The 13407-nt window shown below is 63.1% G+C and carries 14 protein-coding genes; 1 reads left to right on the top strand and 13 read right to left on the bottom strand.

Going from position 1 to position 13407, the window contains the following annotated elements:
* Nucleotides 1–21: 21 nt before the first annotated feature.
* The 7 genes from upp to E8K79_RS16565 form a co-directional block, all read right to left on the bottom strand.
* A complete protein-coding gene (gene upp, locus E8K79_RS16595) occupies nucleotides 22–651 on the bottom strand; it encodes a uracil phosphoribosyltransferase (RefSeq protein ID WP_136515708.1) in 630 nt (209 codons plus the stop codon).
* A gap of 141 nt (nucleotides 652–792) precedes the next feature.
* Nucleotides 793–1623 (bottom strand): rhomboid family intramembrane serine protease, encoded by an 831-nt coding sequence (locus E8K79_RS16590; RefSeq protein ID WP_136516009.1) that lies wholly within the window; start codon nucleotides 1621–1623, stop codon nucleotides 793–795.
* A 75-nt stretch (nucleotides 1624–1698) separates the two neighbouring features.
* Nucleotides 1699–2928 carry a dihydrolipoamide acetyltransferase family protein gene (locus E8K79_RS16585; RefSeq protein ID WP_136515707.1) on the bottom strand — a complete coding sequence of 410 codons (1230 nt, stop codon included), beginning with the start codon at nucleotides 2926–2928 and terminating at the stop codon, nucleotides 1699–1701.
* Between the two features lie 142 nt (nucleotides 2929–3070).
* Nucleotides 3071–4033, bottom strand: a complete 963-nt coding sequence (locus tag E8K79_RS16580) for an alpha-ketoacid dehydrogenase subunit beta (protein WP_136515706.1) — start codon at nucleotides 4031–4033, stop codon at nucleotides 3071–3073.
* Nucleotide 4034: 1 nt separating this feature from the next.
* Complete coding sequence (gene pdhA / locus E8K79_RS16575; protein ID WP_136515705.1) at nucleotides 4035–5090, bottom strand: pyruvate dehydrogenase (acetyl-transferring) E1 component subunit alpha; 1056 nt, start codon at nucleotides 5088–5090, stop codon at nucleotides 4035–4037.
* A 272-nt stretch (nucleotides 5091–5362) separates the two neighbouring features.
* Entirely contained in the window at nucleotides 5363–6046 is a 684-nt protein-coding gene (locus E8K79_RS16570; protein WP_136516007.1) for a TVP38/TMEM64 family protein, read from the bottom strand.
* Nucleotides 6047–6110: 64 nt separating this feature from the next.
* Nucleotides 6111–7637, bottom strand: a complete 1527-nt coding sequence (locus tag E8K79_RS16565; RefSeq protein ID WP_246043857.1) for a mercuric reductase — start codon at nucleotides 7635–7637, stop codon at nucleotides 6111–6113.
* Nucleotides 7638–7890: 253 nt separating this feature from the next.
* Between E8K79_RS16565 and E8K79_RS16560 the strand changes: the two genes are divergently transcribed.
* Nucleotides 7891–10467 (top strand): bifunctional diguanylate cyclase/phosphodiesterase, encoded by a 2577-nt coding sequence (locus E8K79_RS16560; RefSeq protein ID WP_136515704.1) that lies wholly within the window; start codon nucleotides 7891–7893, stop codon nucleotides 10465–10467.
* Nucleotides 10468–10540: 73 nt separating this feature from the next.
* Here the strand turns inward: E8K79_RS16560 and E8K79_RS16555 are convergent, their stop codons facing one another.
* The 6 genes from E8K79_RS16555 to E8K79_RS16530 all read right to left on the bottom strand — a co-directional run bounded on the left by E8K79_RS16555 (nucleotide 10541) and on the right by E8K79_RS16530 (nucleotide 13399).
* On the bottom strand, nucleotides 10541–11365 hold the full coding sequence (locus E8K79_RS16555; protein ID WP_246043872.1) for a hypothetical protein: 825 nt from the start codon (nucleotides 11363–11365) through the stop codon (nucleotides 10541–10543).
* 81 nt (nucleotides 11366–11446) lie between these two features.
* Nucleotides 11447–11596: a lmo0937 family membrane protein gene (locus tag E8K79_RS16550; RefSeq protein ID WP_136515703.1), complete on the bottom strand. Its 150-nt coding sequence runs from the start codon at nucleotides 11594–11596 to the stop codon at nucleotides 11447–11449.
* A 55-nt stretch (nucleotides 11597–11651) separates the two neighbouring features.
* Entirely contained in the window at nucleotides 11652–11843 is a 192-nt protein-coding gene (locus E8K79_RS16545; protein WP_129127381.1) for a Thivi_2564 family membrane protein, read from the bottom strand.
* 149 nt (nucleotides 11844–11992) lie between these two features.
* Nucleotides 11993–12172: a CsbD family protein gene (locus E8K79_RS16540; RefSeq protein ID WP_129127382.1), complete on the bottom strand. Its 180-nt coding sequence runs from the start codon at nucleotides 12170–12172 to the stop codon at nucleotides 11993–11995.
* A 240-nt stretch (nucleotides 12173–12412) separates the two neighbouring features.
* Nucleotides 12413–12640, bottom strand: coding sequence for a hypothetical protein (locus tag E8K79_RS16535; RefSeq protein WP_136515702.1), 228 nt, complete (start codon nucleotides 12638–12640; stop codon nucleotides 12413–12415).
* Between the two features lie 108 nt (nucleotides 12641–12748).
* The gene (locus E8K79_RS16530; protein ID WP_136515701.1) at nucleotides 12749–13399 is read right to left on the bottom strand and encodes a response regulator transcription factor; all 651 of its coding nucleotides are present in this window, start codon (nucleotides 13397–13399) and stop codon (nucleotides 12749–12751) included.
* Nucleotides 13400–13407 lie beyond the last annotated feature (8 nt).

Genomic DNA, 13407 nt, shown 5'->3' with positions numbered 1-13407 from the left:
CGCTCGATGACAGCAGGGGTGCTACTTAGTGCCGAAGATCTTGTCCCCGGCGTCGCCGAGCCCAGGGAGGATGTAGCCGTGCTCGTTCAGGCGCTCGTCGATGGCCGCCACGTAGATGTCGATCTCGGGGTACGCCTCGGCGATCTTTTTCAGCCCCTCGGGTGCGGCGACGAGGCAGAGCACGCGGATCTGGAGGCAGCCGTTCTTTTTGAGCATCTCGATGGTCGCCGCCATCGATCCGCCGGTGGCGAGCATCGGGTCGATGATGAGGGCGAGGCGCTCGTCGAGTTTAGTCACGAAGCGTTCGAAGTAGGTGTGCGCCTCCAGGGTTTCCTCGTTCCTGGCGAGTCCCACCACGCTCACCTTGGCGTTGGGGATCATGTCGAGCACGCCGTCCAGCATCCCAATGCCGGCACGCAGGATGGGGACCACGGTGACCTTCTTCCCCTTGATCTGCTGGATCTCGAACTTGCTGCCGTCCCAGCCGGTGATGGTCCGCGTCTCCAGCTGAAAGTCTCTCGTGGCCTCGTAGGCGAGCAGGCAGGCGATCTCGGAGGTGAGTTCCCGGAACTTCTTCGTGCTGATGCCGCTCTCGCGCATCAGGCCAATCTTGTGCTTCACCAGGGGGTGGTTTACTTCGTGGACGCTCATAGCCTCTCCCGTCGAAAAATTTGGTCATACCATACCGGATTTTATCCCTGCAAACAAGCAGTTACGCATTAGACGTATCCAATCGAACAGACAGAACGGGGCGCAGATGAACGGCTGTCGCCGACGGGGTGGAAGGACGGGCTAGAGGAAGCGGTAGGCGAGGGAGAGGAAGGCGGCCCAGGCGAGAACGGCAAGGGTTGCGACAAGGCAGACGATGGCGATGGCGTGGTGAGCGGCGCTCTCCCGGCTCCGCTCGCGGTACCCAAGGATCTTCGCGGTGATGATCCCCCCCACGATGCCGCCGCCGTGGCCCCAGTTGTTGATGCCCGGCATGATGAGGCCGAACACGACGAGGCTTATGAGCCAGCCGCTCACCTCGCGGGAGACCGCGGCGCCGTAGTTGCCGCCACGGCTCTTGCCGAAATAGAAGAGTGCTCCGATGAGACCGCAGACCGACGCGGAGGCCCCGATGGTGAAGGGAATACCGGCAAAGCAGGAGGCTACGTAGCCGGCGACGCCGCTTGCCGTGTAGATGACGAACATGCGGCTCGTGCCGAACTCGGCGCTCACCCAGGGGCCGATCTGTCTTAACGCCATCATGTTGAAGAGGATGTGCAAAAGACCGCCATGGAGGTAACTGGCGGAGATGAGGGTCCAGAAGCGCCCCATCTCGAAAACCGGAACGGTGCCGGTCGCCCCCAAAAGGAACAGGCTGTTCTGGTCCGGGGAGAGAAAGCCGAAGAGCCCTCCCTCGAGGCCGGTTCTTTTACTCAGAAAAAGCGACAGGAGGTAGAAGACGACGTTCGCCGCTATGATGCCGTTGATGGCAGAACCGGGACCGGAAGCGCCCGATAGCACCCGGCGCACCGCGCCCGCCGGACGGGAGAGGGCGGCGCCGCACCAAAGGCATGAGCCGTAACGGGCGTCGGTGGGTTGCCCGCAGTTCGGGCAGGTTATGGAGGGGTGGGCCATCCGGGGGACCTCTGGATTCAGATTGCGCCGCACTGTAGCACCGATCAAGGAAAGGACAAAGTGTTTCCTTGACGGCTAGCCGCAGTCGAGAAACAAAAGAGCGGGGTCTTCCAGGTACCGGAGCACCTTGCCGAGAAAACGGGCGGCATCGGCCCCGTCTGTGGCGCGGTGATCAAAGGTGAGGGACAAGGGAAGGATCTTCCTGATGGTGATCTCCCCGCGGTGCACCCAGGGGCGTTCCACGATGCGGCCGAACCCCATGATGGCGACGTCGGGCCAGTTGATGATGGGGGTCGCGAAGGTGCCGCCGAAATGCCCGTAGTTGGTGATGGTGAAGCTGCTCCCCTTCAGTTCCTCGAGCGTTATGCTCCGTTCGCGCGCCTTGCGCCCCAACTCCTGGACCGCCTGGGCGAGCTCAATGATGCTTTTTTTGTCCACGTCCCGGATCACCGGGACCATGAGTCCCTCGGGGGTATCCACCGCGAGACCGAAATGGTAATGCCGCTTGAGGACCAGTTCCTGTGTCTCGTCGTCGATCGAGGCGTTCAGGAGGGGATGCTCCTTAAGGGCGTGCTGCACCGCCTTGATGAAGAAGGGAAGGAAGGTGAGGTGCGTGCCGCGGGACTCCACCTCTCCCTGCTCCCGCGTACGCATCTCGAAGATCTCGGTGATGTCCACCTCCTCCATGCTGGTCACGAAAGCGGTGGTCCGCTGCGAGGCGGTCACGTTGCGGGCGATGGTCCGGCGCAGTCCGCGCAGCGGTACCCGCTCCTCAGGCCCCGCCCCACTAGGCGCGGCGGCGACCGTCTCCAGGTCCTCGGGCCTTATGCAGCCGCGCGGCCCGCTCCCCTTGATGGTACCGAGATCGATGCCGCGCTCCCGCGCCAGCCTGCGCACCATGGGGGTGGCCAGCACCTCGACGGAAGCCGGGGGGGCGAAAGGCGCAGCCTCTATGGCGGTCTCAACAGGCTCTTCCTCGGCCTCTGGAAGCGAGCCCACGATACCAACCGATGCCGGGCGCGGCGGGGACTGCGGGGGTTGCTGGGGCTGCTGTTGCAGCTCGGGCTTGCCTTCAGCTATGGAGAGAAGCACCTCCCCAACCTGCACCGTCTCACCTTCCTTCCGGTGCAGGCGCTCGACGACACCTTCCCGGGGCGAAGGGACCTCGACCACCGCCTTGTCGGTCTCCACCTCCAACAGCGGCTGGTGTTCACGAACTGTGTCACCTGCCGTTACCAGCCAACGGCGCAGTTCCACCTCGGTGATCCCCTCGCCCAGATCCGGAAGTTTGAAATCGAAAGACATGCACTTCTCCTTGTCGTTGCTGTCAGTCCGGCGCCTGCATGGCTCCTCCCCCGGAGGGGGGAGGTCGGGAGGGGGAAAATACGTTTGCAACAGCCGCCGCGCGCCCCCCTCCCCAGCCCTCCCCCTCCAGGGGAGGGAGCAATCAATACTGAAGCACTTCGTCTAACGCCCCCCTGATCTGCTGAGGACCGGGAAGGTAGTGATCGATCAGCTTCGCCAGAGGAACCGGGACGTCGGGCGCGGTGACCCGGAGGATGGGGGCCCGCAGGTGCAAGATCGCCTCCTCGGCCACGGTGGCCGCGATTTCGGCGCCAAAACCGCAGCTCTTCGCCGCCTCGTGCACGATAACGAGCCGCCCGGTCTTTCGCACCGAGGCGAGCACCGCCCCGATGTCGAAGGGGCTCAGGGTGAGGAGATCCAGCACCTCGGCGTCGTAGCCGTCCACCGCTTTCAGCACCCGCTCGAGCATGCTCCCCCACGCGACCACGGTGACCGCGCCACCGGCCCGCGCCACCCGCGCCTTCCCGAGCTCCACCACGTATTCCCCTTCCGGCACCTCCTCGCGGATCAGGCGGTAGAGCCTGGTCGGCTCCAGAAAGAGCACGGGGTCGGGGTCGCGCAGTGCCGACAACAAGAGCCCCTTGGCCATGTAGGGGCCGGAGGGGACCACCACCTTCAGTCCCGGCACCTGGCAAAAGAGCGCCTCGGTGCTTTCCTCGTGCAGTTCGGGTGCCTTGATCCCGCCTCCGTAGGGGGTGCGCACGACGAGGGGACAGGTGAACCGGCCGCGGGAGCGGGAACGGACGCGCGCGGCGTGGGCGAAGAGCTGCTCGAAGGCGGAGTAGGTGAACCCCATGAACTGTATTTCCGTCACCGGGCGCAGACCGTAGGCTGCCATGCCGATGGCCGCCCCCATGATCCCCGACTCGCAAAGCGGCGTGTCGAGGACGCGCTCGGAGCCGAAACGCTCAATGAGCCCCTCGGTCACCCGGAAGACGCCACCGTCGCGCCCCACGTCCTCGCCTAAAAGGACCACCCGGTCGTCATGCTCCATCTCGTAGGCGAGCGCCTGGTTTATCGCCTGCACCATGTTCAGTTGCGCCATGTCAAAGTCCCTTCTTCTGCCCGGTCTGGCGCGGGGTGAGTGCGGCGAGCACGCCGTCGAAAAGCTCCGCCGGGGCCGGAGGAAGCACATTCTCCATCTCCCGGATCGCATCGTCGATGACACGCGCCGCTTTTTCCTTCGCCTCGACCCGCCGCTGCGGCGTCCACGCCCCGCGCGCCTCGAGGAACCGCTCGAGCCTCGTGATCGGGTCACGTTCGCGCCAGAGCGCCACCTCCTCGGGTGGACGGTACCGGCCGGCATCGTCCGCGGTGGTGTGGTCGGCCATGCGGTAGGTTAGGCATTCGATGAAGGTGGGGCCGCCCCCTCCCCTCGCCTTCTCTAGCGCCTCGCGCGTTGCCCGGTACACGGCGAAGACGTCGTTACCGTCCACCTGCACCCCTTCGAAACCGTAGGCGACCGCCTTCTGGGCAAGGGAGGTGGTGGCGGTCTGCGTCTTTAGCGGCACCGAGATGGCCCACTGGTTGTTCTGACAGATGAAGACCATGGGGAGTTTGAAGACCCCTGCCATATTCATCCCTTCGTGGAAGTCACCCTTCGAGGTCGCGCCGTCGCCGAAGTAGGTCACGACCACCGCCGGGTCGCGGCGATAGCGGACGGCGAGGGCGGCGCCTACAGCATGTGGTATCTGGCTTCCCACCGCGACGCAGAAGGGAAAGATATTCAGCCCCTCGGGGGCCTTCTGGGCGCGCTCGTCGCCGCCCCAGTACTGCAGGAGCTGGGCGATGGGAAAACCGAGGGTGAGGTGTACCCCCATCTCGCGGAAGGAGGGAAAGACCCAGTCGCCCGGAGAAAGGGCGAAGGCGCTTCCCACCTGGGCCGCCTCCTGCCCGAGTATGGGGGGATAGGTGCCTATGCGCCCCTCCCGCTGCAGTGCGACAGCGCGCTCGTCGAAGACGCGGGCGAGCAGCATGAGCTCGTACATGCGCCGGATCTCCTCTTCCGACAATTGCGGCATGAGATCCGGGTCCGCTTCCCCGCGCTCGTTCAGCACGCCAAGGCGCTTTGTCTCGAATTTTCCGATCGACTCTAACGGCATGATCCACTCTCTTATTAAAATTGGGGCCCGACGAGTATGAGAGTGTAAACGGACACTTGGGGGATGTCAAAAGGGGGCGGGGAGAGGAAGTTCCAAAAGGGATGGGCTGCAAACGGGAAGTAGCCTTTATCAATGGCCTCACCGCCTCTCTCCCAGAATTCCCGCCCCCGGAGGGGGAGGGCAAGGGAGGGGGAAGCGCAGCAGCTCGGTCAGCCTCCCCCCCTCCCAGCCTCCCCCCTCCGGGAGGAGGTGCACTTACTCTGTGAGGAGGGTCAGCTTGCGCCCTTTCCCCGCGTGATCCTGCCGTGAAGCACGGGTAGCAGCGCGAAGAGCCCCAAAAGGGCGAAAGAGCCGAGCACGCGGGGGGATGCGACGTCGGAGAGGGAGTTGATGGTGGCAAGGCTCGCCCCGGCGTTCACGAAGACGAAGCCGCCAGGGATGATGCCGATGAAGGTGCCGAGCACGAAGACCCGCAAGGGGAGCCTGGTGAGCCCGGCGGCCAAGTTGATCAGAAAGAAGGGAAAGAGCGGCACAAGACGCAGGAATAAAAGGTAGTTCCAGCCGCGCTCCTCAAGTTCGCGGTTTATCCCCTCCAGACGCGCCCCGAAACGTGAAAGGATCGCGTCGCGCAGCAGGTAGCGCGTGACGAGAAAGGCGAGCGTCGCCCCGATGGTGGCCGCCGCCACGGCGTACACCGTACCGGCGAGAGGGCCGAAGACGGCGCCTGCGGCAAGCGACAGCACCGCGGCGCCGGGAAGCGAGAACGCGGTCTGCAGGATGTAGATCGCCATGAAAAGTGCGACGGCGCCGACGGTATGGGAGGCGTAGTAGTCCGCTAGCAATTGGCGGTTCGCCTTGAGGGCCTCGAGGGTCAGGAAGCGCTGCAGGTCGAAATAAAAGAAAAGGGCCACCGCCACACACGCGGTGAGAACGATGAGGATCTTTTTCGGGTTCATGTGAAATTCGGCTCCCATTCGGCTTGGCAATATGCGATTTCTAGCATATAAACCGCGCCGGGGGTTACCATTTTCTTCGCCAGGAGAGCCAGGCGCGCAGAAGCCTCTGTACGAATGGGGTGAGCCGGCGGCGCTGGTGGAGGTCGGCGAGCTTTTTGAGCACCTCGGCCTGGGTGGGATAGGGGTGGATGGTGTTGCCGATGGCGGTAAGCCCCAGACCGGAGGAGATGGCGAGGGCGACCTCGCCGATCATCTCCCCGGCGTGCCTCGCCACGATGGTCGCGCCGAGGATGGCGTCGCTCCCCTTCTTCAGGTGCACCCGTGCGAACCCTTCCTCTTCGCCGTCCAAAACCGCCCGGTCCACATCGGAAAGCGGGACAGTGAGGGTGTCGATCGCCACGCCGCGAGCAAGGGCGTCCGCCTCGGTTACCCCCACGTGCGCCACCTCCGGATCGGTGTAGGTGCACCACGGGACGGTAAGGGCGGAGTTGCGGCGCCTTCCCATGAAGAGCGCGTTTGCGATGACGATGCGCGCCTGGGCATCCGCCGTGTGGGTGAACCTGAGGCGGGAGCAGACGTCCCCGGCGGCGTAGATGCGCGGGTTGGAGGTGCGCAGCGTGTCGTCCACCCGCACCCCCTCACGGTCATAGCCGACCCCGGCGAGCTCGAGCCCAAGCCCCTCGACGTTCGGGGCGCGCCCGGCGCCGACCAGTATGGCGTCCACCTCGAGCTCGAAGGGACGCCCCGCACGCTCCAGATGCAGGACCTTCACGCCTGCCCGCGCCTCGACCGATGTGACCCCGGTCTCAAGGTGCACCTCGATCCCCTCACGCAGGAAAGCCCGGAGCATCAGTGAGGAGGCGTCGGCCTCGTCGCGCGCGAGGAGCCGCCCGCCGTGCTCTATGAGATGGACCCGCGCACCGAAGCGGGCAAAGCCCTGGGCGAGCTCGCAGCCGATCGGGCCGCCCCCGATCACCGCCAGCCGCCGCGGCATTTCGGTGAGCGAGAAGACGGTCTCGTTGGTGAGGTATCCCACCTCGGTGAGGCCGTGTATGGCCGGGGCCGCGGCCCTGGCACCGGTGCAGACGGCGGCTCTCGCGAAGAAAAGCGTCGCGCCGGCGACCTCGATGCGGTCCGCTCCGGTGAAGCGACCTACCCCGAAGAAGACGTCCACACCCAGCTCGTCCCTAAAGCGCCTAGCGGCGTCATGCCCGCTAAGCCCCGCCCTCAAGGTGCGCATCCGCTCCATGGCTACGCCGAAATTACCGGCAGTCCACTCCCCGCCGGTCACGCCGAAGCGCGCGCCGAAACGGGCGTCGAAGGCGGCACGCGCCCCTCTCAGGAAACCTTTGGACGGGACGCAGCCGACGTTCAGGCAGTCTCCACCCATGAATCCGCGCTCGATCAGGGCTACCTTTCCCCCCAAAGCGGCCGCACCCGCGGCGCAGACGAGACCGGCGGTGCCGGCGCCTATGACGACCAGGTTGTAGCGCCCGGCAGGCTCGGGGTTCACCCAGTCCGCTGGATGTACGTTGTCAGCGAGCAGACGATTTTCCTCTGTATCGGGTTCCATCCCGTGACGCGTGCTCATACCGTTTCCCCTCGCTGGCTCAGCGCCCTCCCCTGCAGGAACTCCCGGTAAAACCGAAACAATGTGCCGCTTCGCATGAAGCTTCGCTTCGATAATTCCCGGTGCAGTTTTACCATAATTACCTTATCATTTTCCTCAGAATGACGAAGTTATACAAGGAGCCTTTTCCCACCCTGCTGCCAGCGAGTGTGACGACATCGCTGATCTGCAGCGTAAGCTAAAGCCCCCCGGGGCTGAGAGCACGGAGGAACCCATGAGCGGTGCAGATTCAGACACCAACAGCTCCGGGACCAGTTCCGACAGCAGAAAAGAGGCGAAAAGGATGAGTTTCAAGGCGAACCACCTTCCCCGCAAGGCGCTCGCCGCCGAATTGGAGCTTTACAACGACCTCTACGAGTCCACCCCCATCGCCCACTTCACCCTGGACCGCTTCGGCGTGATCCGCGGCACGAACCAGACGAGCGCCGACCTCCTTCGCACGGAGAGGGAAACCCTTCTGGGTCGCAGCTTCGAGGACCTGGTCGACGACTCCTCGCGCCCTACCATCGCTTCCCTTTTAAGCAGGCTCTCCGGTGCAGACGCCCGGGCAAGCTGCGAGGTGAGCCTCCTCGTGGAGGGCGCCCAGGCGCCGCGGGTGCGCATCGAGGCGCGTTCCTGCCGCGAAGGGTGGGAGTACCGGCTGGCCCTTGTGGACATCACGGAGAGCAGGCGGGCCGCCGAGGCGCTCGAAGTTTCCGAGGCGCGCTACCGCGGGCTGTTCGAGGCCGCCAAGGACGGCATCATGATCGTTGATGCGGCCAGCGGCGAGATCACCGACGTGAACCCCTCCATGATCCGCATGCTCGGGTGCGGCAGGGAGCAACTCGTCGGGCACAAGCTGTGGAACGTCCCCTCCCTGAGCGCCATCGCCGCGAACCAGACCGAGTTCGCCATGCTGCACTACAACGATTTCATGCACAACATCGACCAGCACCTGGAAACCTACGACGGGCGCAGCATCGCGGTCGAGGTGATCAGCAACAGCTACCGCGTCAACGAGACCACCGTGCTGCAGTTCAATATCCGCGACATCACCATCAGGAAGAACGCGGAGGACGCTCTGCTCAAGAGCGAAGAGCAGTGCCGCACCATCGTAAGCAACATAAACGAGTACGTCTACAGCGTCCGCTTCGAAAACGGCGACATCAAGTCGGTCTACCACAGCCCCAAGTGCCTGGACATCACCGGCTACACCCCAGAGGAGTACTACAAGGACCCGCTTTTGTGGTTCACCATGATCCACGAGGAAGACCGAAACCAGGTGGTGCAGTTCCTGAACAGCATCTTCGCCGGCGAGGACCAGGAACCGATCAGGCACCGCATCGTGCACAAGGACGGCTCGGTGCGCTGGATCCTGAACAACTGCGCCGTGCAGCGGGCCAGGAGAGGGGAAAAGGTCAGCATCTCGCGTCTGGACGGCTTCATCCTGGACATCACCGACATCAAAAGGGCAGAGGAGAACATCTTTTTCCTGGCGCACCACGACCCGCTCACAAAGCTACCCAACCGCAGCACCCTCTATGCCAAGATCGAGCAGGTCATCTCGGTCGCGCTGAGGAACAGGCGCAACGTGGCACTTTTGTTTCTCGACATCGACGGGTTCAAGCAGATCAACGACTCGATGGGGCACGACGTTGGGGACCGGCTGCTGCAGACCGTGGCGCGAAAACTAAGCGACTGCACCCGCTCCTGCGACGTGGTTGCGCGGCTTGGGGGGGACGAGTTCGTCGTCGTGCTTTGGGACTGCGGCGTCACCGAAACCACGCTGGTCGCCGAGAAGATCATCAACGCAGGGTTCCCGCTGCAGGGGACCAACATCATGGTCACCCCGAGCATCGGCATCAGCATCTTCCCGGAGGACGGCAAGGACTACCTCGCCCTTTTGAAGCACGCCGACATAGCCATGTACCACGCCAAGAAAACGGGTGGGAACAATTTCCAGTTCTTCACCCCGCGCCTGAACCAGATGGCCCACGAGCGGTTCGCCGTGGAGGCGGAGCTGCGCCGGGCGCTCGAGCATGAGGAGTTCGTGCTGCACTACCAGCCGAAGGTGGACCTGGTGACCGGGCACTTCAGCGGAATGGAGGCGCTGATCCGTTGGCAGCACCCGGTGCGCGGCCTCATCATGCCCGAGGAGTTCATCACCATCGCCGAGGAGAGCGGCCTTTTACATCAGATCAGCAAGTGGATCATCCCGACAGTCTGCCGTCAGATCCAGCAGTGGCAGCAACAGGGGATCGACAAGATCTCCGCGGCGGTCAACCTCTCGGCGAGCTTCTTCCAGCACCGCGACTTCGAGGAGACCGTCGAGGCATCCCTTCTGGAGACCGGCATCCCGCCGGAATGCCTGGAACTCGAGCTCACCGAGGCGACCATCATGAGCGACCCGCAACGGGTCCTCGGGAGCATGGCGGCGATGAAGGCGCTCGGGCTGCAGCTCTCCATAGACGACTTCGGCATCGGCTACTCGAGCCTCAGCTATCTTAAGAAGCTTCCTGTGGACAAGCTGAAGATCGACCAGTCCTTCATACGGAACATCGCACGGGACCAGGACAACGCCGCCGTCGTACGCGCCGTGATTTCGATCGGTCGCAGCATGCAGCTCAAGGTGATCGCGGAGGGGGTCGAAAACGCTTCACAGCTCGCCTGGCTGCAGGCCGAGGGTAGCGAAGAGGCGCAGGGGTACTACTTCAGCCGCCCGCTGCCGGTACCTAAGATGACGGCGCTTCTGAAGCAGAACGCGAACTTCCTCCACAACCCGCGCGGCCGGGAACAGATGAAGCAGCATTGAAAAGTCAAGAGGCCGGCAGGGTGATCCCCGCCGGCCTCTTTTTATCCTTCCGGCACACCTGATCGGTACCGGCCTAATCCTCGTCCTCTTCGCCCCCGCTATCTTCTTCGTCATCGCTCCCATTCATGGCAGGGGCGCCCGGCTGAAGCATCCTCATCATCTCCTCGTGGTTACGCTCCATCTCCTCGGTCATCTCGGCACGTTGCTGCGCCATCCTCTTGACCGTCTCCACCACGAGGTCGAGCTTCTTGTCGGCGGGAGCCTGATCGAGCTCCAGCAGGAGCTCCTCGAGGTCCTCGTCCTGCTCCTTCGCCCTATCCAGCATCCTTTCCATCATCATGCCGTGCATGCCGGGGGCACCACCACGCGGCCCCATCCCCTGAGGGGAGCGTCCCGGCATCAGGCCGCAACCGGCCTGGCGGTACCCGGCCAGGAGCGGTTCGAGATGGCTCTTCACCTGGGCCGCATCGATACGGTCGGCGCGCACCAGATCCTCCAACGCCCTCAGGTGCATCTTCACGTCGATCAGGTGCTGTTCCATCATCTTCTGCCGCTGCGGCGGAAGCTGCATTCCGGCGCGGTACTTTTCCATCTCTTCCACGCTGCGCCGCATCTCCGCGACGGCAACCCGCGCGAGCTGCGGTACCACTGGCGCCCCCGCATCGGCGGCTGCATAGAGCAGCTGAGCGAAGTTGGCCACGTTCCTGTGGTAGGCCATCATCAGCAGGTGCTCCGGAGTACGCGTCATCTCCCGCCGCATGGAGCCTTTCATGATGTAGCCCGGCGACCCGGGTACCGCATCTTTCATCTGGGGCATATCCGCGTAGGCCGGGGCGGGTTTGTCGGCGGCAAAGGCCGGCAGGGCTGCGAGGAGAAGAATTGCTACTGCTGCTGACATGCGTTTCACGGTTTGTCCTCCTTTCAAAAAAAGGCCGGGTTGACCCGGCTCAATGGATGTCGATGACGGTAGTTAAAACAGTCACAGTGGCCGTTGTTTCTGGATCAGGTTCAGTATAACAAGTATCCCGGCAATCCCAAGCAGCAGATGGAGGTATCCGCCGAAGGTATAGTGGGTCACCAGACCGATCAGCCACACAACGAGCAATACCACGATGATTGCCTTGAGCATGCCCACCTCCGCCGGAAAGCTTCCGGCACGCCCTATCAAGGGGCGTCAGCCGCTGTTACTTCCCGACCCTAAGCCTGGTGAGATTTTCCATCAGGCCGAACACGTTCAAAAGCCAAAGGACCACGACGATGACAACGACGGCGTTGAGAATGGACTTGATCGAGCCTGCCATGGGGATGAAGGTATTGACGAGCCACAGCAGGACGCCGACCACGATGAGAACGAGCAGCACGTGCACCAAGGGCATGACGAACACCTCCTCTTTCGGTCCGGCTGACCTTCGCCCTTTGCAGGGCATCCCAGATCGCCAGCAGAGCGACCGCAGCCACCGCCGCCTGGAGAGCGGCGGCCAGCGCCCCGGCACTGTTTCCACCCGGTGGCAGGCCAGGTGTGGCGCTATTTCTCCAGATCCTTCTCCGCCTTACCGACGTCTTTCTGAATCTTGCCGGTTATCTTCTCCCCCCTGCCTTGATGTTCCATGGAGACATTACGGGTGGTCTTACCGACCGTTTCCTTTGCTTGACCCTTCAGTTCCTGCAGTTTTCCTTTGCTCTGGTCTTTCGTGCTTGCTTTCATGGTGTACCTCCTGAGCGATACCTCTTGGCCGGAAGATGCTGGCTAATCAGTGACTGCGGTCGCTCTGCTGGCGATCGACGCGCCGGCGGCTGTGGAATCGCGCAAAGACATCATTAAGTAGCACCAATCAAACCCGACAAAGTGTATAGTGCCGACTTTTGCTGTCAAGCGGGAACAAAGGGTGAAAAGCGGAGCAGCCGGCAGTGCCGGCTCTTTCTTGAAAGGGAAGACGGGGGGAGGTTACTTCTTCTTTTTTGGGGAAGCGGTGAATTTGGCGTGGTGCGGGTGACGGCACAGGAACTGATGTCCGAAGGCGAGCGCATGCTCACAGAAACGGTTCTTCACAAGACAGATGGAGAAGCTGTCAACGAGCGCATTGGTGCGGCAAGTTGTGCGGCACTCCTCCAAAGCCTCGGCATCGGTAGCCTGGCTTTCGTCCTTTTCCTTTTCTTGTTCCTGATCGGGCATGCTTCACTCCTGGCACAGTGGTAACTAAGCCATGACAAAGCCAGTATTAAGGGAAGCGCCCGCACAAATAAATAGGTCAATAAGCAGAGAAGGATGCCAGTACTCACATCACTTCAACGAGGTCAGCCCCTGCCTTACCGCGTACTTGGTGAGTTCCGCTATGCTGAAGAGGTCCAGCTTCTTCATGATGCTGTGCCGCTGGTTCTCGACGGTCTTGACACTTACGCCGAAGGCGAAGGCGATCTCCTTGGCGTTGCTGCCGTTGGCTATCAGTTGCAGGATCTCCCTTTCGCGCGCGGAGAGGTTCTCATAGGTAGCAGGCACCTCGTCCGGGATGCGCTGCAGGTACTCCTTGATGAGGAGGGTGGTCACCCTCGGGGGGAGGTAGGTCTCCCCGGCGGCGACGGCCCTAATCGCGCTCGCCAGCTCGGCGAAGGCCGCATCCTTCAGGACATAGCCGTTCGCACCCGCCTTAAGGACCTCCACCACGAAACGGCGGTCGGACTCCATGGAGAGCGCCAGCACCTTCACCTCTGGGAACTCGGCCATGATGCTGCGCGTGGCATCGATGCCGTTCACGTCCGGCATGGATATGTCCATCACAATGACGTCGGGGCGCTCCTTGCGCGTCAGGCCGATCGCCTCGGCGCCGGTCCCGGCTTCCGCGCTCACCATCATATCCTCTTCCTTGTCGATCAATGCGCGCAGCCCCTGCCGGACGATGGCATGGTCATCGGCGATCAAAATCTTCATCTTCATTTGTCTCC

Source organism: Geomonas edaphica (genome assembly GCF_004917075.1).
GTDB lineage: Bacteria > Desulfobacterota > Desulfuromonadia > Geobacterales > Geobacteraceae > Geomonas > Geomonas edaphica.
The sequence above is the reverse complement of the archived record's forward strand: the minus strand, read 5'-3'. Positions and strand labels throughout refer to the sequence as shown.

Excerpts from the sequence above, each read along its gene's own strand:
- upp (WP_136515708.1), bottom strand. The coding sequence starts at position 651 with ATGAGCGTCCACGAAGTAAACCACCCCCTGGTGAAGCACAAGATTGGC.
- E8K79_RS16590 (WP_136516009.1), bottom strand. The coding sequence starts at position 1,623 with ATGGCCCACCCCTCCATAACCTGCCCGAACTGCGGGCAACCCACCGAC.
- E8K79_RS16585 (WP_136515707.1), bottom strand. The coding sequence starts at position 2,928 with ATGTCTTTCGATTTCAAACTTCCGGATCTGGGCGAGGGGATCACCGAG.
- E8K79_RS16580 (WP_136515706.1), bottom strand. The coding sequence starts at position 4,033 with ATGGCGCAACTGAACATGGTGCAGGCGATAAACCAGGCGCTCGCCTAC.
- pdhA (WP_136515705.1), bottom strand. The coding sequence starts at position 5,090 with ATGCCGTTAGAGTCGATCGGAAAATTCGAGACAAAGCGCCTTGGCGTG.
- E8K79_RS16570 (WP_136516007.1), bottom strand. The coding sequence starts at position 6,046 with ATGAACCCGAAAAAGATCCTCATCGTTCTCACCGCGTGTGTGGCGGTG.
- E8K79_RS16565 (WP_246043857.1), bottom strand. The coding sequence starts at position 7,637 with ATGAGCACGCGTCACGGGATGGAACCCGATACAGAGGAAAATCGTCTG.
- E8K79_RS16560 (WP_136515704.1), top strand. The coding sequence starts at position 7,891 with ATGAGCGGTGCAGATTCAGACACCAACAGCTCCGGGACCAGTTCCGAC.
- E8K79_RS16555 (WP_246043872.1), bottom strand. The coding sequence starts at position 11,365 with ATGTCAGCAGCAGTAGCAATTCTTCTCCTCGCAGCCCTGCCGGCCTTT.
- E8K79_RS16550 (WP_136515703.1), bottom strand. The coding sequence starts at position 11,596 with ATGCTCAAGGCAATCATCGTGGTATTGCTCGTTGTGTGGCTGATCGGT.
- E8K79_RS16545 (WP_129127381.1), bottom strand. The coding sequence starts at position 11,843 with ATGCCCTTGGTGCACGTGCTGCTCGTTCTCATCGTGGTCGGCGTCCTG.
- E8K79_RS16540 (WP_129127382.1), bottom strand. The coding sequence starts at position 12,172 with ATGAAAGCAAGCACGAAAGACCAGAGCAAAGGAAAACTGCAGGAACTG.
- E8K79_RS16535 (WP_136515702.1), bottom strand. The coding sequence starts at position 12,640 with ATGCCCGATCAGGAACAAGAAAAGGAAAAGGACGAAAGCCAGGCTACC.
- E8K79_RS16530 (WP_136515701.1), bottom strand. The coding sequence starts at position 13,399 with ATGAAGATGAAGATTTTGATCGCCGATGACCATGCCATCGTCCGGCAG.